A 20,977-nucleotide genomic window follows, 5' to 3' on the forward strand; every position below is an offset into this window, starting at 1 on the left:
GCATCCGCTCAGTCCGGCACCTCCCTCCCCGACAAGCGTGTACGGGACAGGCAAGGGAGGACTTTACCGTATTATTTAAAAAAATACTAAAGTTGCCATCGAATTATCTAACATCTACAAGGATAACAATTTCAAGCCTCATAACTCGAAATCAGGTTAAATAGGTTTTTAGAAAGGGGAACAAATTATATCAAAAAAGGTTATAGTCAGTAAAGAATCACTAAATATTTTGTAATGAAAGAAACGATAGGAAATATTTTAACGGTAGGCGGATTACTGGGTATGATCTATTACGGCTACAATTATTACCAGGAATCAGAATCATTTGAGGTTTTTGGGGCCGATGTAGCCGTAAGCACGGGCGATTATACCCCAATTATAATTTCAGGCGTTGTAATGCTTGCCGGCATTGCCATCACTAAGATCAACTTTAAGTAAGTAACGGCGGGCTATCATCCAAGTCGCAGAGGTTCTCGCTGATTTCCCATAGCTCTTTCGCCGCTTCATCATCTCGTGCAATACGGGTTGGGGTGGTCTCCTTTTTATTTTTGAAATAACGACCGCTTACGCCTTCAACTTCATCTGAAGTAGCCAGATAAACCGAGGTTTCGGCTCCTTTTTTATTGGATCGCATAAAGGGTTTTCCGATGGTATAAAGGAGGCTCATCAGCCAGGTTCCGCTTTGACCAAAATTGGAAGCCACAACTCCCGGGTGCAGGCTATTGGCCGTAACGGAACTATCTTTCAGGCGTTTTGCTAATTCTTTGGTGAAAAGGATGTTAAACAGTTTTGAATTTCCATAGGCTTTGTAAGGCTGAAAGCCGGTTTCAAGCTGCAGGTTATCCGGATCAAATTCCCCGGCGCGGTGGGCTTCGGAGGCCACATTTATAATCCGGGCACTTTCGGCTGCTTTGAGGTGATCCAGTAATAAATTGGTAAACAAAAAGTAGCCAATGTGGTTGACGGCAAAGGTCTCTTCCAGTCCGTCCACCGTTTCATTTCGTTCAGAAGCTAAAAACCCATGATTGTTGATAAGTACATCAATTTTATCATAGTTGGCTTTAATTTGTTGAACTGCTTTTCTGATTTCCGATTGGATAGCAAAATCACACAAAACGATATCGACGCCGGCAATCCCGGTGGCGTCAATAATATCCTGTTTGGCGGACCGGGCTTTGTCTTCATTTCGGCACACCATCACTAAATAGGCTCCTTCCCTGGCCAGGGCCTTGGTGGTTTCAAATCCAATTCCTGAGTTGGCCCCGGTTACAATACAGAGTTTGTTTTGCATGATACATTGTTGTTTGAGAAAGTTCGATTCATAGTACGTAAACGATTTATCAAAGTGTCAAATTCCGTATCTTTATCTCAGTTAAACAATGAACTACTATGATACAAGAATACCTTAATTCGATAGAGAAATTTGTAGTGGTGGGCGACCGAGTGCTCATCAAGCCAAGAGAAATGGAAACCCATACCCGCAGCGGATTGGTACTGCCGGCTTCAGTGAAAGAAAAGGAAGAAATTCAAAGCGGGTATATCGTGAAAACCGGTCCCGGTTATCCCATTCCAAACACGGATATTGAAGAAACCTGGAAAGGCAGCACCGATACCAAATACATAGGTATGCAGGCAGAAAAGGGAGATTTGGCAATCTTTCTGAAAAAGCAGGCGTACGAAATTGAATTTGAAAACGAGAAATATATCATCGTCCCCCACGCAGCTATTTTGTTATTGATCAGGGATGAACAAACCATTTAAATGAACCAAGAGAACAACGCTGACATCCAAGAAGAAAAACAACAAGAGCAATCAAATCCCAAATCAGAAAACCAAAAGCATTCCATAATAGATGACGTGCAGGGAATTATAATAGGTTCTTTGTTGGCCGCTTTTGGGATTGCCATATTCTCCCACATGAATTTCCTGATAGGCGGAACGGCTGGGGTGGCATTTTTAACACAGTACACCACTGACCTGACATTCGGTACGGTCTTTTTTGTGATTAACATTCCCTTCTATTTACTGGCTATCAAAAAGTTGGGCTGGGATTTTACTATCAAGACCTTTTTGGCGGTTTCGGGAGTCTCTTTTCTCACCGAATATATCCCGAAGATCTTTGAATTTGGGGAAATCAATCCGTGGTTTGCTGCTATTTTTGGAGGCTTCCTGATTGGAAGCGGATTGCTGATGCTGTTTAGGCATAAAGCAAGCCTGGGAGGATTGAATATCCTTTCTATTTATGTACAGGAATATTTTCAGATCAGTGCAGGTAAATTCCAGATGGTGGCGGATACGCTTATCATTTTAGCCGCTTTTTTCGTCGTGGATTGGAAAGCACTGGCTTTTTCGGTGTTGGCAGCTATTGCCTTAAATATTATTTTAGCTATAAACCACAAGCCCGGGCGATATCGCGGAATGAGTTAAGGGAAGTAATTTTCAAGGGACAAATTCCAATTTTCAAACTTTTAATTCCTTATCGAAGCCCTCCCAGACCTCGTGCTGACGCTCCGCGTCGTTACGATTACCCCTGTATATGTTCCGACGCGGAGCGTCAGGAGCGAGGTGAATTGTGATTTATAGTAAACCCTTCCAAGGTTTTGAGCAGGTAACTTGATTTAGGCTTGGTTGCCTTAAACCTGGAAGGGTTGGGTTTAAGCTGGGAATGAATACTGCGAATTTTTTCGTTAATTCCAGCGTGTTATCTTTTTTAATTTAATCATGAGCCTATGAAACGTCGGGAATTTTTATTGAAATCAACTTTAATGGGAGCCGCAGCAACACTTCCTGTTCATAAACTTTTTGCCAGGGGACAGGACAACCCGTTTACCACACTTCGCCGAAATGTAGGGACGTTTACCGGAAGTGGAGGAACTATCGGCTGGTTGGTAAATGCCGGAGGGGTAGTGATCATTGACTCGCAATTTCCTGAATCAGCCCAAAATTGCGTATCCGGACTGGAAGAAATGACCGACCTTTCTTTTGATATGCTGATCAATACGCATCACCATGGAGATCACACTGCAGGTAATCCGGTGTTTTGGGAGAAGGTTTCCAAAATTGTAGCCCACCAAAATGTCCCTGATCTACAGAAAGCCGCAGCGGAGCGAAGTGGTCAGGAAGCACTGGATGCCCAGGTTTATCCCGAAACGTTATTTGAAGATTATTGGAGTGAAGATATTGGGGATGAAACGGTTCACTTGAAACACTATGGACCCGCACATACCGGAGGTGATACGGTTATCTATTTTGAAAAGGCGAATGTGGCCCATATGGGCGACCTCATGTTTAACCGCGCTCATCCATTTATTGATCGGGGTTCGGGAGCTTCAATAGCTAATTGGATAACCACACTGGAAACGGTTGCCGGTGAGTTGCCTTCTGATACGATTTATATATTCGGGCATGGAAACTCTGATTATGGAGTTACCGGTTCCAACGAAGATTTGATGGTAAAGAGGGATTTCCTACAGGCCTTACTTGATTATACGCAGGAAGGCATTGAGGATGGAAAATCCAAAGAAGAACTGATGAATATTGAAACTTTAGATGGTTTTGAAGAATTTAAAGCTCCGGGATGGCGACTCCCCCTGAGTGCAAATGTAGAAGTGGCTTATGCAGAACTTATCGAAGACAACTAATCCAAAAAAGAAAACTGAAAAAGCGTCCGGCTCACCCCAAAAACGCCGATGTCAGTTTTGTGGTCAAATGGCGGAATTGATTTGGGTGCATGGTCACGGGCAGTGTGCCGCTTGCGGGATAAATGCGGATGAATGCTGTAATGGGGAAACGTGCAGTTATTAGGTTTTGATCTGTTACGGTGCTCAGGTGTTTTTGTGTTTCGGTGTTATGGTTGTTTACTTTAAACCCATAACACCGTAACACTTCAGCACATTAACACTATGAAATAATTAATAATCGTACTGCCATCTCAGGTCAATTCCTTGCCGGTTATCGTCTCCCTGGGTGATGATAAGATCCAGGTTTTCACGCAGCAGATATTCGAGAATAAACATGGTTTTTGGAGTTGTACCACTAATCTCATTAACGATGGCAAAGAAGGTTTTTCGGTTTAGATACCAACCCGTTTTAATGGAAGTCCCGGTGTCGGTTCCGGAGCGGGTGGTTTCGATCTGAACCACATCAATTCCCAGTTCCTGGGTGGCCAGTGTTTCCACTTCATCCAGTAATACGCCAACCAATAAATCGGTGGGAGATGAACCGCTGCCTCCGCTCACCACCTGCTGCCAGGATTCCAGTGCATAGCACGGTTTATTGAACAGGGTGTAACAAATGATATCCTGCTGTTCCATGGTTGGTTCACTTTCAAACCTGAATTCCGGCTCCAAAGCATTGCCTTCAATGATGTAATATAGGATAATAGGATCGCCTTGTTTTTGGGATGATTGAGGCACATAACTGGTATTGATATATAAATTGGGTTCCGTTATCGGACCGCTGAAGGTGAATCGCCCTTCTTCCAAATTAAACTGCTTGCCAAGAGGTCGGGCATAACCGCGATCGGCGTTCAGTGTTCCGAAAAGCTCTAATTCGCTGTCTGTTTGTTTTTGGGCATCCAGTTCACCGCTTAGGTCAATTTCAAGATCCAGGTACCGGCTGTTTCTCACTTGGAAGTTTCGTTCTATGACAAATTGCATATCCATAGCAAGGGAATCGTAAGGGCTGAATGAAGAGGTGTCTTCGCCTTCAAGTTCCACTACTTCAACCGATTTTTCTCCAAAATCCTGTAAGTACACAAAACCACTTTTCACGGTGAGTGTTCCTGACGCTTTGGGCCGCATGGGATTTCCTGAAAGTTGACTGTCGAGGTCGATGGTGAGGTTATAATCGGCGGTGTTGGCCAGCCTGAATCGGGTTGCTTTTGCGTTAATATTAAGCTCTGAAGGGGTGATTCCATCCAGATTGATGGACCCGTTTGCCGTAAAATTTCCGCTTCCGCTTCTTATATTCAGTCGATTGAGTTCTATACTATTTTCGGAGAGTTGAAGTTCGGATGTAATTCCACTCAGCGTAATACCTGCAATGGGAACTCCAAGCTGACCGTCTTGTAATCGCAAGAACCCTTGTGGACTTAATTTATCTTTAGTGCCTGAAATTTGTACATTAGCATTCAAAGTTCCCTGAAGTCTGTTTAAATATTGTTTATCAAGAAAGTCATTAAAAACAGAAAGGTTGAAATTGTTAGTCAACAGGTTCAGTGAAAATTGCTCATCTTCCTCCGGCATGTTCATTTCAAAAGTTCTGAAGTCCATTGAGACAGGGATTTCAGCATTAATAGAAGCCGCCTTTTGTCCTCTTGCATACACTTCGGATAAGCCTGCTATCATCTCATCATTGTGATGATAATTGAAGCTTGCTGAGGCTGAATCAATGGCAATTCCGGAGAGTACGGGTTCTTTAAGATCAAATGCCCCATTAAAATTCGGTTGACCTGCCGTACCTGAGAGGGAACCATTAAAGCTGAGGATGCCATTGGTTTCGGTGACGTCAAACGCGCTCATCAGATTCTTAAATTCAGTGAGCTGAACGGGGTTGATGAAAAGTTCTCCACGTACCGGTTCAGCAAAAAAGGAGTCATCCAGTTCTTCGGGGGCTTTTGCAGCAAAAGGAACATCAAGAAAACCGCCTACTTTTTCTTCTCCATTCATAATGACCGAAAGCTGAGATTTTAATCGTTCATTTTTGATATCAAAATTCAGATTAAGCAGTTCCAATTCTGTATCCATGTAAGACAGATCTGCTATTTCAATAGCACCGGTCCCATTTAGTGAATCTGGGGAGTTATGGATGGATGCATTTCCAGAGAGCATGCCGTTGATAAATCGTTCTCCAAATGCTATTTCCTGGATTTGACCAAAATTAAAGTCACTTCCACGAACCCAGGCTCGCTGACTAACAGAGTCGGCATATGGAATAGAGAGAGTGAAGTAAGTTCCATCTGCAGCGCTTAAAGAAAGGGTATCGGTGGTGATGGCATCATTTCTATAGGATACTGTAAATGGTTTTTCTAAAATGAGTTCACTGCCCGGTGTTTGGAGGCGGATATCATTCCAGGTGAAAGCTGAATTAAGTTCTTTGAAGCTAACATCGTAGCTGCCGGATTGTATAATTTTCCCGGCATCTTCACTGATAATATCGAAATTGAATATTCCGGATAAAGAATCTGAGCTTGAAGTTCCTATAGAACTAAATTCAAGATCTTGCAGGGTGATGTTGGTAAAAGTGGGTTGCTGCACATTCAATGAAAGGTCATAGCCCAGTTCCTCACGAATAGAAATTTTGGTGGTTCCCTCAATAGTTTCTGCAGTAAATAATGAATCGTAGCGAATGTCATTCAATCCTATATTACCGTCAAAGAGTAATTCATTTTCAATAATTTCGGTAACGTTGCCTTCAATGGTTCCTGAAGCGTTTAGAATTTCAGCACCTGCAAGAGAAGCTAAGGGTTGCAGATTCTTGAGTTCTGTATTCAACTCAAAATTATTGTCAGGATCCGTTCGGTCTTGGATGTTTCGACGTCCCGTAAAGCTGCCGGAAATAATATCACTGACTAACTCTCCATTTCGAATGGTCAGGATGTTTTGGTCGAGATAAGCATCGATGTCAAGCAGATCAAAATTGGCCCCATTTACGTAGCTGGAATCGATGAGAATATTCGTTTCCATATGCATTTCCTCTGGATTGAAATGCCTTCCGGAGCCTTTAATGTTTAGATTTATGGAACTCGACAGGTCTTCAAGGACTGCAACTTCATTTAGGTTGAATTTCCGCGCATCCATTTGGTAGTTGAATGTTGGGATCTCATCCAGGAAGTCTGCAGCAGAAGCAGTGAAATTGATTTTACTTTTAAGTAGTTGAAGAAATCCTTCTGCAGAAACCGAATCTTTGGAAATACTCCCTTTGAGGTTGAAATCAGAAAAAGATTGATCGGCAATTGTGATGGAATCCGTTACATGAGTCAGCTGCATATTTGAAGGTTGTGGATTATTTGCATCTTTAGCTGAAAAAGAGCTTTTAATGGTATGGGTCGGAGAGAGTGTAAACGTCCATGGTTGCTCTGAAAGCTCAAAACCTTGACCCTGAATTTGAGACCTAAAGCTAATATTTGATTGCAGTCCAGGGTCGTCTAGCCACCAGGCAAGGTTGATATCCGTTATATTCGCCAAAACTTTCCAGGAAGGATTATCGGACCAAAGTGCATCAACTTCAGGATTTAAAATGATCCGGTCTCGACCATCACTAAGCTGAAAGTTTGCAAGGAGTTTATCCTTCTTTAAGGTTCCGCTGCCAAATAGAATTTCAAAGCGGTAATCTTGGTAACTAATTTCATTGAGGGTGAATCCCCAGGTGAGGTCCGCATTGGTATAATCCTCATTTAAACTTCCTTCAGCAGAAGCACTAAAATCACGGACCAAGGCTTGAACAGAATCTTGGGTAAAATAAGCGATATCCAGGTTTCTGCCGGAAATTCCGAATTTATTCAGCATAGGTTTTTCCGAAAAGGAAAGGTCAGATATGAGAAGTAAATCATCAAAGCCATTTCCCTCGGCTTGTACTTTTACGTGCAGTGAATCCATAGTGCCCCCGGCTCGAAGGTTCAGGGTAAGTTCTTCATTCGGAAGTGCGGTATCAAGGTAGGGATTGAGATCTTTGAAGGAGAATGGGAGTGCTTCGGCTTCAGCAGTAAAGCTGGAATCCTGCAAGTTGCTATTTCCATTAGCACTCAGCAACGAACGACCGGTTTCAATAACAAGCTGATTTAGGGAAATGAGGTCATTGTTGTAGGAGGCTGAAGTTTGGACGGTGATGGGTTCTGGTAATCGTCCTTCAATGAGTTTGAATGAAAGTGAGGAAAGGGAAACAGAGGATTCGTCCGTAAAGGAAAACCCGGCTGTGGCATTCAGCTGATTTACAGAAAGGGTTGAGTCCGGTAAATAGGTCGGAGACTGAACAAAGAATGAGGCCTCACTCACATTCAAAGTTTCAACAATCACTCCAAATGGTGACGGCTCGGTTTCGGTGGTATCCAATTGAGCAAGTTCCTGTATATTAAAAAGCTCATTTTCCTTTTCAATGATGTTGAGCTTCATCCCTGATACATTAATTGCCGATGCCTCAAAAGTGCTTCCCAAAAGCCCCCAGATATTGTACTGTATGTGGAGGGAATCCAGGGCAAGGATAGTGTCTTCTTGAATGATATGTATGTTTGATACCTTGAAATCTTTCCACAAATCACCGTCAATATCACCAATAGACAGCGTTCCGTTTAACGATTGATTGCCAATAGATTCAACCTGATTCTTAGTGAAATCATGGACAACATTCCACTTTAAGGAGAGACGTAATGCAGAAATCAACAGGATAAATGCCAGCAGGACCCATCCAATGGTTTTCAAGCTTCGATAATTGGTATGTTTTTTGGATTCACTCATCTTAAAATGCCTGCCCAATGCTAAAGTGAATACCCCAGCGGTCCCAGGGACTGCCATAATTTTGCCCTTGGTAAATCTGAAGATCGGTATCGGAGGGGTTGACCTTGTATGCTACATCAACCCTGACAGGACCAATAGGTGATTGATATCTGAGTCCGCCACCCACCCCAAACTGAATGGAAGTGGTTCCAATATCTGTAAAATTCCTCCAAACCTGTCCGCCATCTAAGAAGGTTGCCATGCCAAACCCTTTGATAAGCTGGTTTAGCTGAAACCGAAGTTCGGTGTTAAAACTAAAAGTGGCTCTTCCTCCAACAGGAACATAACGTAAAAATGCTCCGTCTTCATCAAAAAAGGGTCTCTTTGGCCCCATCTCTTGTCGGTTCCAGCCTCGTACTGAGTTGGTGCCTCCATTGTACACTCTGATGTCGGAAGGCAGGGAATCTTGTTTTGCGTAATAAATGCCGGCAAAATTGATTCTTTTGGCAAATACAATATTGTTGGTGAGCGGAGTGAATTTTCGGGCATCCAGACCCACTTCCTGGAAACTGAAAGTTGATTCACTGAACAGGCCCGAAATTTCCCAGGAAGGCTGGAATGACCATCCGGTTTGCCCTCGGGTCAGTCCTTTTGAATAAAAAGCATTAAGGTTGAAAGAGGATACATTATAGGATTGGATGCTATCAGGTAAACTTTCTTGAGAACTGCGGGTTGTTTCATCATTCAGCGTAAATTCATAAGAAACTGTACCGGTGAAATTTGGACTATACTGATATACAAAACTATTAATGATACCTGATCGCAGAATTTCATACGAAGGTTCTAACTGATGGCTAATAAAGGGTGAGGAAATCAAAGAGGTTTTAGTGTTGAATAAATAGGGAATTAGGTAGTCAACACCCAGTCTCTGTTCGATGGCTGAGGCATTGCCCGAAATCGTAAAACGTTCTCCCCGATTACGAACATTTCGGTGCGTCCAGCTTACTTGTCCCCGAAAAAGTTTGTAGAAATCATCCCAGAAATTTTCAATTCGGGTTAAATTACCAACTCCAAAACTTAGCTGTATAGAGCGCAGCGGAGATTCCCTGACCCGTACCTTTATATTTATAAGGGAATCTTGAGGTTGATCCGGAATAGAGATAATGGCGAAACGAAGCATATGATGATTAAAAACTTCTCGCTGTGCCTCTCTGAGTTGTTTCTCACTGAAAAGTTCGTGTTTTTGAATACCTGTTTCTCTTGCAATATACTTGCGAGGTAAATTATTGGCCCCATCTACAATTACAGAATCGAAGCGTGCACGTGGCCCAGGTATGCTTTTAAGGGTAATATTTGCAGACTTTGAAATGCTGTCAACCTTAGCCTGAATTTCTGTTTGTGCATATGGGTAACCCATATTTTTAAGGGCACTTTCTAAATTTCCTACCACTTCGGCTTGGTTTACGGTTTCATAGCGTCGCCCTTGGCGATAGGGAAGGCGTTGCCGAATGGACGCTATCTTTTGGTCATCATAAATGATGATGCTATCACGGGGTGAGGCATCAATTTTGAACTGTACATTTTTGATGCGTATTGGTTGGTTTTCTGCAACTTCAAATACAACTTTTTTACGCCATTCTTTAGACAAATCTTCGATTCGATATCTAACTTCGACATCATCAAAGCCCCGGCGCTGATAAAAGCGTTCGATGCGAACAACATCACGCCTTACATCATTTTCATTTAGGAGCATGCCTGGTTTTTTCCAAAAAACAAACCGTTTAAAGGGAGAGGGAGATTCATTTGAAATTATATTGCGGAGCACGAGCCCTTCGAAAGTTTCATTACCTTCTATTTTTACGTTCCATACCCGGGGTACTTCCGGTTCTTCCTGAGCTATGGCATGCAGAAAAGGCATCACTAAAAATGCCGTCAAAAGTAAAAGATGGATAGCTGGTTTTGATTTATTGATCGTCAAAAGTAAATATCTTAATGAATGATAAGTATAATGTAATGTTTGCTATCTTAGAAACCTTTGTTTTATAATGAAGTGCTAAAGGTGATAAAATTATGGTTCAAAAAATGAATAAAATTGTCCTTTTCTGTATAACTGCTTTGCTTTTAGCATCATGTAAAAATACGGAAGAATTTACAGGATTTTCATACGATCCTCCTGATGTTACTAACACAACTGATAAAGAAATTGATCCCCAACACCGCCGGGTTGTTGGGATAGACTCTCCGAGGGTGTGGATCAGTAATGAATTTGAGGGCGCGCGGGCTAATGATATTTATGCATTGAATGATTCCCTAATTGAGGTTTTTGTAGCGCCGGAAAATGCTCCAATAAACAATAGTCCCTGGTTCGCCTTTAAGGTTTGGAGTGATACCATTAGAACGGCAACCATAAGGCTTAATTATGCGGATGCCACGCATCGCTATATCCCAAAGCTTTTATACCGAACCCATCCCGATAGCCTTTGGAAGCAGGAATTAGAACTAGATGTACGTTACGACTCTGCAAATGGAACGGGCACGTTTGATATAATGCTTGCCCCTGATCCTGTCATTATTAGCGCTCAACCCTTGCATACTTCATCCGGGCTGATGGGGGATTTGGCGAAACGCGGTATTATTGATAATGGCTTTACTGATGTAAAAGAGGCAGGAAAATCCAAAAAAAGGCGCCCGATATGGGAATTGGAAATTACAGAAGTGGAAGATCAGGTTGAAGCTCCGGTGTTGGCCATTGTGGGGCGACAACATCCACCAGAGGTAACGGGCTATTTGGCTTCATTGCATTTTTTGGAAGAGCTGACTTCAGGCAGTGAACTGGCAAAGGAATTCAGGCAGACTTTTGTAATTAAAGCATTCCCGATGTTAAATCCCGATGGGGTTGATTTGGGACAATGGCGCCATAATGCCGGCGGGGTTGACCTGAATCGAGACTGGAATAACTTCAACCAACCGGAGACTCAGACGGTACGGGATGCATTATTCCCCATCAAAGAAAATGACAATCGACATATGTTTTATGGGATCGATTTTCATTCTACCGATGAAAACTTGTTTTATCCAATAAATGAGGAGGTAAAAACCAGCCCGGACAATGTTACCCAACGATGGGTTGAGCAAATAATAGAATCACATCCTGAAATTGAATTTCGGGTAGAGGAGTTTGATACATCTTCACCCATTGCAAAGAATTGGTTTTTTCATACATTTGGCATTGATGCGGTAACCTATGAAGTTAATGATCAGATTGGGGAAGATGAGCTTGAAGAAGTGTCCCGGTCGGCGGCAAAATTACTGATGGAAATATTGCTGGAAGATTGGGAGCAAAAAACGCTTGATAACTAAATCAGGGTTGTTCATATTAGTTGAGATAAAGTAATAGGGTTGAAATGAAAGGATCCGAAATTTTACTGGAAGGCATTCAAAACTGGAAGCTGCGGCTTGTCTTAAGTGCTTTATTATGCATAATGGGACTTGCGGCACTTATAAGCATGATTTTGGGAGAATTTTTGGAGCTGACGGTCTGGGATAAATCTATTGTCAGCATTGCCATATTTATGGTTGGGACTCCGGCGTACCTTATTTTAAGTAATCTGGGCAAAGTTGATCAGTATACGATTGCCGGTTTTTTAAACGAAAGCCTGGAGGCAGTTCAGGGCGATGCCGAGGTTTTAGTGAAAAGAGAAGAAGAGCTGGATGAGGATGAGAAAACAAGGAGGGAACAGCTGGAAGCCTTTTTCACTGAAAATCCGCTATATAATTACTTGCCTGATAAGCCGGTGAAGCAAGCGTATGCATTGTTTGTACTCTCATTGGTTGGAAGTTTCGGAATCTGGTTTATTGGCTAAGACAAAATGGAAAAGCAAGATTGTATGCATTCCTTGTAACCTGAGTTCGGTTATAAAAAGTGAGCTTATCAGTGGAGTAAGCACTAATGTAGACCCTGCGAGCGTCCGAAGGACCTCGCAGCGTTCGGTCGCAACGCTCGCATCCCGACTATTCGGGAAGACGCTGCGAGGTTGCTTAAAGGATTAACTTCGATACTTTAGCAATAGGTTTTTTAATCGAACTCAGGTTCGCAAGAATAGGAAATTAACTTGTGGTCAAAAATCTCATGTTGAACCGCAAAAAATTATTTGAAAGCCAACCATAGTTAAATGGCTCACAATCATAAACATCATCACCATCACCCCGATGTAAAAGACTCTTCGATTTGGAAATTATGGGTTTCCATATTTCTGAACCTGGCTATAACAATTGCTGAATTAATCGGTGGCATTATTTCCGGAAGTTTGGCCTTGCTTTCTGATGCGGTTCATAATTTCAACGACACGATGTCGCTGGGAATAGCGTTGGTGGCCAAAAAGATTTCAAAAAAGGGGGTCAGTTCCTCTAAAACATTTGGCTACAAACGGGCTGAAATTATAGGCGCTTTCATTAACCTGATTACACTTGTAATTGTTGCCCTGTTTCTGATCAAAGAGGGAGTTGAGCGGTTTATAGAGCCACAGCCCATTGACGGATTTACCATGTTTTGGGTGGCTATCGTAGGGTTAATCGGGAATTTTGTGACCGCAGCTTTGCTCTGGAAAGAGTCCAAGGATAACCTGAATATGCGCAGTGCTTTCATCCATATTTTATCTGACGGGCTTTCGTCGGTGGGAGTGATTATTGGCGGCTGGCTGATTTTACAATATCAGTGGTACATCGTTGATACTATTTTGACGGTGGTTATTGGGGGATATATTCTTTGGCATTCCTATTATATGCTGCGCGAAACGATCGATATTTTGATGGAATCGAAACCGGAGAATATTGATATCTCTGAGTTAACTCAAACTATGAATAGCGTGGATAAGGTATGTGGTGTTCATCACGTACATGTATGGAGGCTGGATGAAAACAGTACGATGCTGGAGAGTCATGTTGTGATCAAAAAAGAAGACCTGGGAAAGATGGAAGACATCAAATCATCCATCAAAAAAAAGCTTCACGATTCATTTGAAATATCGCACAGCACCCTGGAATTTGAATTTGAGCCGTGCGGAGACCACAAACATGAATTGGCTCATTTGCACTGAAGGAAATTATTCTTTCTCCGGCAATGAAAAATCTTGGGCAAATGGATTAGATGTAGGCACTGTTATTTTAACCGCGCCATAATTTGCCGCTTGGTGACATTGATTACAGGTCTGAATCATAGTCTGATAATTGGATTCAAACCTTTGTCGGTCTTGGGCATCAATGGCCTCTTCAATCAGTTCGATTTGGGGAGGAAGCATGCTTTCTAGTAATCCGCTTACATCTATTCCGTCATCCATGTGATTTCCATCTATGATGGTTTCAGAAAGCTCTTCAATTTCGTGAGCATAGATATCAGCCAGCTCCCAGTTTTCTGCCATTCCCGAAAAGTATAGTTTAGTAGCATAGCGCTGCATAAAAGACATATGGTAAATCAGTGGAACTGCATCCAAATATTGTTCATCGCTGTCCATATGGCCCATCTCCGAAGGTTGTTGCTGTTGGCAGGCTATACCTATAAACAAAAATATGGTAGTTATTAAAAGAGCTAAAATCTTAAAATAATTTTTCATGGATAAATGGCATTGATTAGTTGTAGTGACAATGCCTAAGTTATTCATGAACACTCTTATATTCAAATCATGAAAAAATTAGTTGTACTCTTATTTCCATTTCTATTTTTAGCGTGTGGTAATCAGCCTGAAGTTATTGAAGATATGGGCGATGCCTCTTTTGAATTGTTGAACCAAGATAGTGTAGCCGTAACTTTCCCGGATGATTTTGAAGGCGAGTACGTGGTGATGGGATTCATTTATACCAATTGTCCTGATATTTGCTCGCTCATCACACAGAACCTTGTTCAAATTCAAAAAGACATGAATTACCCGGAGGACGTGCAATTTGTGGCCGCTACTTTTGACCCAATGCGGGACACCCCTTCAGCGCTGAGGAAATACGGTGAGGCTTTTAATGTTGGAGAGAACTTCACCTTCCTGACCGGAGATTCAACCGAAGTATTTGCCTTGATGGACAGCGCACGTGTCAGAAGCCAGGTTTCCATGCGAGATACCACCGGCGATGGGCGAGAACTCTATTTCATAAATCACTCCGATAAAATTATGGTTTTGGATAAACAAGCGAGAGTAATATTTGAGTACGGCGGAAGCCAAAAGGTGATCCCCACTGTCGTCCAGGAAGATCTAAATAAAGTACGATGAAGCCATTTATACTGATATGCTCCCTTTTGTTGATTACAATTTCCTGCAAAACAGATGATACTGCGAATCAGGAGACTATTAATTCTGAAGAAATGAACGAAGAGAGAGTAAGACCTGCAGGTGAAGGCGGGACAAGTGCTGCCTATTTCAGGTATGCCAATACATTGAGTATTCCTGATACGCTGCTTTCGGTTGAAAGTCCTGTTGCCGGAATGGCCCAGATTCATGAATCTTACGAAACAGATGATGGGATGATGGGCATGAGGCCGGGCGGACAAGTAATTTTGATGCCTGAAGAAAGTATAACCTTTCAACAAGGCGGACTTCATATCATGCTGATGAGCTTGCAAAAAGATTTAGCTGAAGGAGATTCAGTCCGCATTGAATTAGAATTTTCCCAGGCCGGTTCATTGGTTAAAATGCTTCCTGTTCAGTCTTAAAGAAAAGCTGAAATAAAAAAGGCTGCCGGAAATCCGACAGCCTTCATCACTTAAACCACAGCTTACTTATTCTATCGTAAACTGCACCATTACGATGTTGTTAGATTCATCAAATACGGGAGGGTCATTGGAGCCTTCAGAACCGTCAAATTCGTAGGAACCAATGGTACCATTGTCTATGTGAAGCATTGCCCATACTTTTTCTCCTGACTCCAAAGTCTCACCTTCATCCAGATTAATAACCAGATCGCTGTTTTGGCCTAAGTAAACTTGGCCATGACCGATACTGGCTGGAACAACAGGCGCATCATCCCCCGTATCTCTGTGAAGAACGACAAAGCCGATTTGATTGGTGTTGGTTTCAGAGATGGTAATTGATCCATTATCTACAGCTTGGTCGCTTACTGATATGGAAGCTGCTGAACCATTCACAGTGATATTGGTCATCAGGATACCATTGGCAGTAATTACGGGTTGGTCGTGTGGGCCTGCGCCGTCAAATTCATACACGTTTTCTTCTCCGGTATCAAAGTGGACCATTGGCCATAGTTGTTCGCCGTCTTCAACAACTTCACCTTCATCAAAAGTAATTTGGACATCATTATTCATTCCGGCTTCAATAGGAGCTTTTCCAATGATTTCTGGGATTTGTGGTCCATCGTTGCTGGCGTTAGAGCGGTGAACAACAACCCATCCGTCGGTATCAGAATTAACATCAACGGTAATGGAATTATTCATTACGGTTTGGTTCTCAGCCATTAGTTCAGAGGTGTTTTCGAGTACTTCGAAAGAACTGAGAACGATGTTACCCTCAAAGAATACAGGCTGATCCAAACCGCTGTTACCGTCAAATTCATAGACACCAATTTCGCCGGTATCATAATGAAGCATGGGAAACAGGTTATCTCCGGAAGAAACTGATTCGCCTTCATTCAATAAAATTTCAACATTATTATTCATTCCGGCCTGAACAGGAGCTTTCCCAATGATTTCAGGAATTTGGGGGCCGTCGTTATTTGCATTCGGTCCGTGAATGACGATCCATCCATCTTCTGCGGCATTTACAGAAACAGTGAAAATATTGCCTTGGTTAACCTGATTCGAGACCATGATCGCCGGATCTGTTTGAGTGATCATGAAAGAACTCATGACTATTTCATTTTCGAAAACGATCGGTTGATCTAAACCGCTTTCTCCGTCAAACTCGTATTCTCCAATATTTCCGGTGTCTTCATGTAGCATGGCCCATAGAGTTTCATCGTTGGCTACACCCTCCTCAAGCTGAATAATTAAATCAGAATTTGAGCCCGGTTCAACCATGGCTTTCCCGATGATTTCCGGGACCTGTGGTCCTGAGCTGGAAGCATTAGACCTGTGAATAACAATCCAACCACTTTCCGGAGATTCAACTTCGGATATGGTAACCTGATTACCGTTAGAAGTGCCTTGTGTATTAACCTCTACAGAAGGAACAAAAACTTCTTCCTCATCTGTGCCGCTGTTATTATTACAAGCAGTGAATGTTAATCCAAATGCTAATAGAATTATATATAGTTTGTTTAGTGATTTCATAATTGGGTTTTGTTTTTTATTTATCTGTCACCCGTTAATACGAAGCGAATTCAGAAGCAGATTGCACGAAATTCGATTTTATTTGGATTGATCGAGAACGAAGGTCTGTTTAATTCACAGGCATAAATTTTAGAAAACTATTTTGAACACAAAGACAAGCGATAAATCCCAGGAAACAGCCGAAGCTTATAATAGTGAGGCAAATACCTATGAAGAGAAATGGACCGATTATTTGACTCACACACACGAAAGGTTAATAGATGAGATCCAAGTCAATCCTGAAGACCGAATATTAGACATTAGTGCGGGAACCGGCCTTTTAGCAAAATATTTGACAGAACAAGAAAAGCCGTTTTCTGAATTGGTGTTGAACGATGTGGCGGATAAAATGCTGGATGTTGCAAGGCAAAGGTTCGGTGGCAGGGAGAATATCGAATTTGGAGAAGACTTTGCTGAAAATCTGAGCTACAAATCCTCTACATTTGATATCGTCATTTCATTAAATGCTTTTCATAATTATGAGGATTCGGAAAAAGTGTTATCAGAAATCCATCGGGTACTCAAGCCCGGGGGGCACTTTTATATATTAGACTGGAACCGCAAAGGGTTTTTCAAACTCTATAATTTTTTTATAAAGTTTAAAGTCAGTCAACGAATTCAGACGCTTTCAATAGATCAAATGACTAAAATCCTGTTTGATAATTTGTTATCTGTGGAAAAAGCCAAAGACTGGAAATATGGCATGTGGCGGTTTTATTTAATTAAGGCCAAAAAATAAAAACCCCCGTCTGTCAGGACGGAGGTTTTGAGCTATTCGGAGTAATACTAACTGGGTATATTTTAATATGCTAATACTAACCTTAACACCACAACATACGAAGGGGCTGCCCGGTCGGATTGGTATCCTTTTAATTTTTTAAAGGGGTGAAATAATGTGCTGAGCCGATAAGGTGGGGGTGTGTGTTTTTGTCGGAAAAACCAAAGCTTGCAATGGCTGTGCTACTTTAAAGATATTCAACAACAGCAGTTACAGATCCTTTGTACTGGCCGTTTAGCTTCTGAAGCTTTTTGAGCTTACCTGTTAGAGAAACTTGATGTTCACCGTTATCAGAAGAAAGCTGGTTGATAATAAAAGACTCAAATTCTATTGCTTCTCCAAACTCATTGATAATATCATTTCCCTTTTCGATACGAATCTGAACATTTGTGCCGGGAGCCGTTACTAATGAAAAGCCTCCGGTATTAATTTCATTCAGGGTATTAGCATTATTTAGGTCAATAGTCGGTTGCTGTATGGCTGATATTCCTGACCCGCTGATAATCTCTACTCTTGCTTGCATAACTGCGGTTACTTGTGAATAAGCCGGAAAAATAAAGGAGGCGGCTAAAAGGAATAATATGGAAAAAAGAATGTCTCTCATGGTCTCTGTTTTATCTTAAGACCAATATATTAATATTTTTTAATATTAAGAAATTCTAATATTGTGATAAATCCAGAAATGAAGCTCCTTTAAGCTAAAAATAGGTTTAAAATGTTATGAGATTGTCTTTTTACAATAATTAGAATTAATAATCTCTAATAATTAAATTCTGAATATTGTTTTTTCTAATAAAGTAGCTGGATAGTATGCAGATATGAGCAGATATTATTCTCTGATAAAGAATTATTATGAGACGAGAGATTAGAGCCTAAACCGAGCTGTATTTGATTTAGGAGTTAAAAAAGGGAAGATTTTTCTATCGAAATCTAAATTAATGTGAGTTCGAGATAAAATAGCTCTTGGTTGTCACCCAGAGCGCCCGGTGGGTTATATCCGATATGTTGGGGTGAACGCGATGGATCTCAAGGATTGAATGACATCCCTAATAGGACGTTGAGATCCCTCGTGTAAGGCAGTGTTTTCTTTGGCTAATTTTAGGCTACTCGGGATTGTAGATGTTAGATAATTCGATGACAAATGTTGAAAAAGTGAAGTCTCCCCTGGAGGGGAGATAAATCAGTCAGTTGTTCCTGACTGATTTTGAGGGGTGTTGGCGCCAAGGAAAATGTAATTTGATACAACTCAGAATTAAAGCTAATGGGGATAATAAAATAGTAAAAGAGGTGTTGCCCTTAGCACCAACACCCACCGCCAGACTTCGCATCCGCTCAGTCAGGCACCTCCCTCAAGGGAGGACTTTACCGTATTATTTAAAGAAACTATCTATTAGTTGTCTCTAATTATCTAACATCTACAAGGATGATAATATCAACGGCCTTATCTCGAACTCACGTTAAATCATTTCAACTGTGTATTTTAGACCGTATGCCGGACCACCCCTCAAAATTAAACCATAAAAATTCGGCTAGTTATCACGACCAAGAATAACGATGGTGATATCATCGCTTTGGGGTTCACCGTCAGTAAATTCTTCAATGGTATCTAAAAGTTGAGAGAGGATTTCGTGAGGGGAGAGATGCCGGTGTTCAATTAGCCATTGTTCGAAACGTTGATCAGAAAAGAACTCACCCTCAGTATTTAGAGCTTCGGGGATTCCATCCGAGAACAGTACCAATTTTTGTCCCGGTTCCAAGGTAAGAGAGTATTCCTCAAATTCTTCAGAATCATACACCCCCAGCATAATACCACTCATTTCAAGTTGTATGAGTTCTTCACTATTTGGGTCAAGCAGAAAGGGGTTGTTATGTCCTGCGTTCACATAATTAAAAGTGTGGGTTTCAGGATTTAATTCACCATAAAATGCAGTAATGAATTTTTCAGATGGAGAATCCTTACAAATAAGTTTATTGGCCTTTTGAACAGAGGCACTGACATTTTCATGATGTTCAACATTTGATCGCAGACAGGCTCTCAGCGTAGCCATCAGTAATGCCCCCGGTACTCCCTTCCCGGAAACATCAGCTACGGTAAATCCCCATCGTTTGCTGTCGGGGATATGGATGTAATCATAATAATCACCGCCCACACTTTGGGCTGGATTACTGACCCCGGCGATGCTGTAATCTTTGATGTCCGGTTTTTCGTCAGGCCAAAAACCGGATTGTATAGTTCTTGCAACTTCCATCTCCTTGGCATGACGCTCATTTTGAATGCGTTGCTGCTGAAGTTTAGAATTTTCGATAGCAATAGCAGCTTGATTCGCTAAGGTCTGAAAAATAGGGAGAAGCTCTTCGGAAAAGGAGTCTCCGTTGGTATTGTTAATTGCTTGTAAAGCTCCAATAACTTCCCCGTTGTGATTGATAAGAGGAACGCATGCCAACTCTTCTGTTTTGAATTTGGAATCGTTCGTGATTTCGCCACCAAACCTGGGGTCATTTTGTACATCATGAACAACAACAGATTCCTTGTTTTGGACAACCCAGCCACTGATGCCTTTGTCAGCGGGAAAAGTAATTCCGGAAATTTCGGCTGTATAGGGTCCTGTAGGAACAGTAAGTTTTAACTCCTTGCCGTCATCGGAAAGCAGGAAAAGGGAACTCGCCTCCGATTCCATAATTTGTTTAGAAGAATTCATAATCTCGAGCAGTAAGTTATCTAACTCAAGATTAGAATTAATTTTACTCACCAACTCCATCAGCAGATTAACCTGATCTGCACTAACTAATTTTGAACTTATTGTCATACCCTACCCATTAATTATAGTTTCCAACTGATTAAACCCATACAAACGTATTAATATAGTCTTTTGTAATTCATATCAAATAAAAAAGAAATAACCGAAATTATAAAGGATTAAATATCAATTCCTTACTTCGTTATAAATAGGGTAAACTTGTTGGAGGGTTAGAAGAGAAAGTAAAATTAGGTCAGTGGATTTTTCTACCGCTCAAATTGAATTATGGCTTTCGAGTCGTTCTTCTAAATTTGAAGTGTGACCAAAATAATGTTTCCCGGATGATTCAGATTTAATCATGTAAGCATAGAAAGGCATATATACTCCCGTTAGTAAATTAAAAAAGGGACGTTAACTCATGCTAACGTCCCTTTCTGTGTAAATGTCGGGACGACTGGATTTGAACCAGCGACCCCTCGACCCCCAGTTGAGTTTCGGGGTTTGTTTTTTATTCTTTTATGGAAATAGAAAACAGGATAATAACACAATAGGGGGTAAAAGAAGGGCTAACGGTGATATAAGTTCGGGTTTCATGATGCGTTGTATTCGGTTCAAAGCGGGCTTGATGAAGCGGAGATCGTGGAAGTAGCGGCGGTTGACCTTCTTACCTAATGACTGCAAATATTGGAGTGTCATCTTCAGGTTTGAGTGCCCCATTTGTTCG

General features: G+C 41.6%; 19 protein-coding genes. 10 read left to right on the forward strand and 9 right to left on the reverse strand.

Features of this window, described 5'->3' with window-relative positions:
- Positions 1-234: 234 nt before the first annotated feature.
- A complete protein-coding gene (locus RI561_RS12540; RefSeq protein WP_395080589.1) occupies positions 235-438 on the forward strand; it encodes a hypothetical protein in 204 nt (67 codons plus the stop codon).
- Here RI561_RS12540 and RI561_RS12545 read toward each other — a convergent pair.
- The gene (locus RI561_RS12545; RefSeq protein ID WP_395080590.1) at positions 431-1,291 is read right to left on the reverse strand and encodes an SDR family oxidoreductase; all 861 of its coding nucleotides are present in this window, start codon (positions 1,289-1,291) and stop codon (positions 431-433) included. The genes RI561_RS12540 and RI561_RS12545 overlap by 8 nt on opposite strands.
- Positions 1,292-1,389: 98 nt before the next feature.
- Between RI561_RS12545 and RI561_RS12550 the strand changes: the two genes are divergently transcribed.
- The 3 genes from RI561_RS12550 to RI561_RS12560 all read left to right on the forward strand — a co-directional run bounded on the left by RI561_RS12550 (position 1,390) and on the right by RI561_RS12560 (position 3,641).
- Positions 1,390-1,761: a co-chaperone GroES gene (locus tag RI561_RS12550; protein WP_395080591.1), complete on the forward strand. Its 372-nt coding sequence runs from the start codon at positions 1,390-1,392 to the stop codon at positions 1,759-1,761.
- Positions 1,762-2,427: a YitT family protein gene (locus tag RI561_RS12555; RefSeq protein WP_395080592.1), complete on the forward strand. Its 666-nt coding sequence runs from the start codon at positions 1,762-1,764 to the stop codon at positions 2,425-2,427.
- 302 nt (positions 2,428-2,729) lie between these two features.
- Positions 2,730-3,641, forward strand: a complete 912-nt coding sequence (locus RI561_RS12560) for an MBL fold metallo-hydrolase (protein ID WP_395080593.1) — start codon at positions 2,730-2,732, stop codon at positions 3,639-3,641.
- 270 nt (positions 3,642-3,911) lie between these two features.
- On the opposite strand, the gene RI561_RS12565 is transcribed toward RI561_RS12560, so the two are convergent.
- Together RI561_RS12565 and RI561_RS12570 are read right to left on the reverse strand one after the other, a co-directional pair.
- The gene (locus RI561_RS12565) at positions 3,912-8,453 is read right to left on the reverse strand and encodes a translocation/assembly module TamB domain-containing protein (RefSeq protein WP_395080594.1); all 4,542 of its coding nucleotides are present in this window, start codon (positions 8,451-8,453) and stop codon (positions 3,912-3,914) included.
- A gap of 1 nt (position 8,454) precedes the next feature.
- Positions 8,455-10,410, reverse strand: a complete 1,956-nt coding sequence (locus tag RI561_RS12570; RefSeq protein WP_395080595.1) for a BamA/TamA family outer membrane protein — start codon at positions 10,408-10,410, stop codon at positions 8,455-8,457.
- A 104-nt stretch (positions 10,411-10,514) separates the two neighbouring features.
- Here RI561_RS12570 and RI561_RS12575 point away from each other — a divergent pair, with 104 nt between their 5' ends.
- The 3 genes from RI561_RS12575 (at position 10,515) to RI561_RS12585 (ending at position 13,528) form a co-directional block, all read left to right on the forward strand.
- The gene (locus tag RI561_RS12575) at positions 10,515-11,792 is read left to right on the forward strand and encodes a M14 family metallopeptidase (RefSeq protein ID WP_395080596.1); all 1,278 of its coding nucleotides are present in this window, start codon (positions 10,515-10,517) and stop codon (positions 11,790-11,792) included.
- 44 nt (positions 11,793-11,836) lie between these two features.
- Positions 11,837-12,295, forward strand: a complete 459-nt coding sequence (locus RI561_RS12580) for a hypothetical protein (protein ID WP_395080597.1) — start codon at positions 11,837-11,839, stop codon at positions 12,293-12,295.
- Positions 12,296-12,604: 309 nt separating this feature from the next.
- Positions 12,605-13,528, forward strand: coding sequence for a cation diffusion facilitator family transporter (locus tag RI561_RS12585; RefSeq protein WP_395080598.1), 924 nt, complete (start codon positions 12,605-12,607; stop codon positions 13,526-13,528).
- Positions 13,529-13,534: 6 nt separating this feature from the next.
- Here the strand turns inward: RI561_RS12585 and RI561_RS12590 are convergent, their stop codons facing one another.
- Positions 13,535-14,041, reverse strand: coding sequence for a hypothetical protein (locus tag RI561_RS12590; RefSeq protein WP_395080599.1), 507 nt, complete (start codon positions 14,039-14,041; stop codon positions 13,535-13,537).
- Positions 14,042-14,110: 69 nt separating this feature from the next.
- Here RI561_RS12590 and RI561_RS12595 point away from each other — a divergent pair, with 69 nt between their 5' ends.
- On the forward strand, positions 14,111-14,686 hold the full coding sequence (locus RI561_RS12595; protein WP_395080600.1) for an SCO family protein: 576 nt from the start codon (positions 14,111-14,113) through the stop codon (positions 14,684-14,686).
- The gene (locus RI561_RS12600) at positions 14,683-15,126 is read left to right on the forward strand and encodes a copper chaperone PCu(A)C (protein WP_395080601.1); all 444 of its coding nucleotides are present in this window, start codon (positions 14,683-14,685) and stop codon (positions 15,124-15,126) included. Before RI561_RS12595 ends, RI561_RS12600 begins: the two co-directional genes overlap by 4 nt.
- 66 nt (positions 15,127-15,192) lie before the next feature.
- On the opposite strand, the gene RI561_RS12605 is transcribed toward RI561_RS12600, so the two are convergent.
- The gene (locus RI561_RS12605; RefSeq protein ID WP_395080602.1) at positions 15,193-16,698 is read right to left on the reverse strand and encodes a hypothetical protein; all 1,506 of its coding nucleotides are present in this window, start codon (positions 16,696-16,698) and stop codon (positions 15,193-15,195) included.
- Positions 16,699-16,840: 142 nt separating this feature from the next.
- Between RI561_RS12605 and RI561_RS12610 the strand changes: the two genes are divergently transcribed.
- Positions 16,841-17,476 carry a class I SAM-dependent methyltransferase gene (locus RI561_RS12610; protein WP_395080603.1) on the forward strand — a complete coding sequence of 212 codons (636 nt, stop codon included), beginning with the start codon at positions 16,841-16,843 and terminating at the stop codon, positions 17,474-17,476.
- 226 nt (positions 17,477-17,702) lie between these two features.
- Here RI561_RS12610 and RI561_RS12615 read toward each other — a convergent pair whose 3' ends face one another.
- The 4 genes from RI561_RS12615 to RI561_RS12630 all read right to left on the reverse strand — a co-directional run.
- Positions 17,703-18,119, reverse strand: a complete 417-nt coding sequence (locus RI561_RS12615; RefSeq protein ID WP_395080604.1) for a hypothetical protein — start codon at positions 18,117-18,119, stop codon at positions 17,703-17,705.
- A 925-nt stretch (positions 18,120-19,044) separates the two neighbouring features.
- Positions 19,045-20,322, reverse strand: coding sequence for a SpoIIE family protein phosphatase (locus RI561_RS12620; RefSeq protein ID WP_395080605.1), 1,278 nt, complete (start codon positions 20,320-20,322; stop codon positions 19,045-19,047).
- A gap of 204 nt (positions 20,323-20,526) precedes the next feature.
- Entirely contained in the window at positions 20,527-20,631 is a 105-nt protein-coding gene (locus RI561_RS12625) for a GIY-YIG nuclease family protein (protein WP_395080606.1), read from the reverse strand.
- 138 nt (positions 20,632-20,769) lie between these two features.
- On the reverse strand, positions 20,770-20,977 hold a 208-nt coding region (locus RI561_RS12630), incomplete at its 5' end, for a hypothetical protein (RefSeq protein WP_395080607.1).

Origin of the sequence: Gracilimonas sp., from assembly GCF_031581265.1 — a bacterium.
Classification (GTDB): domain Bacteria; phylum Bacteroidota; class Rhodothermia; order Balneolales; family Balneolaceae; genus Gracilimonas.

What these genes read in the sequence shown, in the direction of transcription:
- RI561_RS12600 (WP_395080601.1), top strand. Translation starts at nt 14,683, where the DNA reads ATGAAGCCATTTATACTGATATGCTCCCTTTTGTTGATTACAATTTCC.
- RI561_RS12615 (WP_395080604.1), bottom strand. Translation starts at nt 18,119, where the DNA reads ATGAGAGACATTCTTTTTTCCATATTATTCCTTTTAGCCGCCTCCTTT.
- RI561_RS12550 (WP_395080591.1), top strand. Translation starts at nt 1,390, where the DNA reads ATGATACAAGAATACCTTAATTCGATAGAGAAATTTGTAGTGGTGGGC.
- RI561_RS12545 (WP_395080590.1), bottom strand. Translation starts at nt 1,291, where the DNA reads ATGCAAAACAAACTCTGTATTGTAACCGGGGCCAACTCAGGAATTGGA.
- RI561_RS12575 (WP_395080596.1), top strand. Translation starts at nt 10,515, where the DNA reads ATGAATAAAATTGTCCTTTTCTGTATAACTGCTTTGCTTTTAGCATCA.
- RI561_RS12585 (WP_395080598.1), top strand. Translation starts at nt 12,605, where the DNA reads ATGGCTCACAATCATAAACATCATCACCATCACCCCGATGTAAAAGAC.
- RI561_RS12625 (WP_395080606.1), bottom strand. Translation starts at nt 20,631, where the DNA reads ATGCCTTTCTATGCTTACATGATTAAATCTGAATCATCCGGGAAACAT.
- RI561_RS12565 (WP_395080594.1), bottom strand. Translation starts at nt 8,453, where the DNA reads ATGAGTGAATCCAAAAAACATACCAATTATCGAAGCTTGAAAACCATT.
- RI561_RS12580 (WP_395080597.1), top strand. Translation starts at nt 11,837, where the DNA reads ATGAAAGGATCCGAAATTTTACTGGAAGGCATTCAAAACTGGAAGCTG.
- RI561_RS12620 (WP_395080605.1), bottom strand. Translation starts at nt 20,322, where the DNA reads ATGACAATAAGTTCAAAATTAGTTAGTGCAGATCAGGTTAATCTGCTG.
- RI561_RS12560 (WP_395080593.1), top strand. Translation starts at nt 2,730, where the DNA reads ATGAAACGTCGGGAATTTTTATTGAAATCAACTTTAATGGGAGCCGCA.
- RI561_RS12590 (WP_395080599.1), bottom strand. Translation starts at nt 14,041, where the DNA reads ATGAAAAATTATTTTAAGATTTTAGCTCTTTTAATAACTACCATATTT.
- RI561_RS12605 (WP_395080602.1), bottom strand. Translation starts at nt 16,698, where the DNA reads ATGAAATCACTAAACAAACTATATATAATTCTATTAGCATTTGGATTA.
- RI561_RS12555 (WP_395080592.1), top strand. Translation starts at nt 1,762, where the DNA reads ATGAACCAAGAGAACAACGCTGACATCCAAGAAGAAAAACAACAAGAG.
- RI561_RS12595 (WP_395080600.1), top strand. Translation starts at nt 14,111, where the DNA reads ATGAAAAAATTAGTTGTACTCTTATTTCCATTTCTATTTTTAGCGTGT.
- RI561_RS12540 (WP_395080589.1), top strand. Translation starts at nt 235, where the DNA reads ATGAAAGAAACGATAGGAAATATTTTAACGGTAGGCGGATTACTGGGT.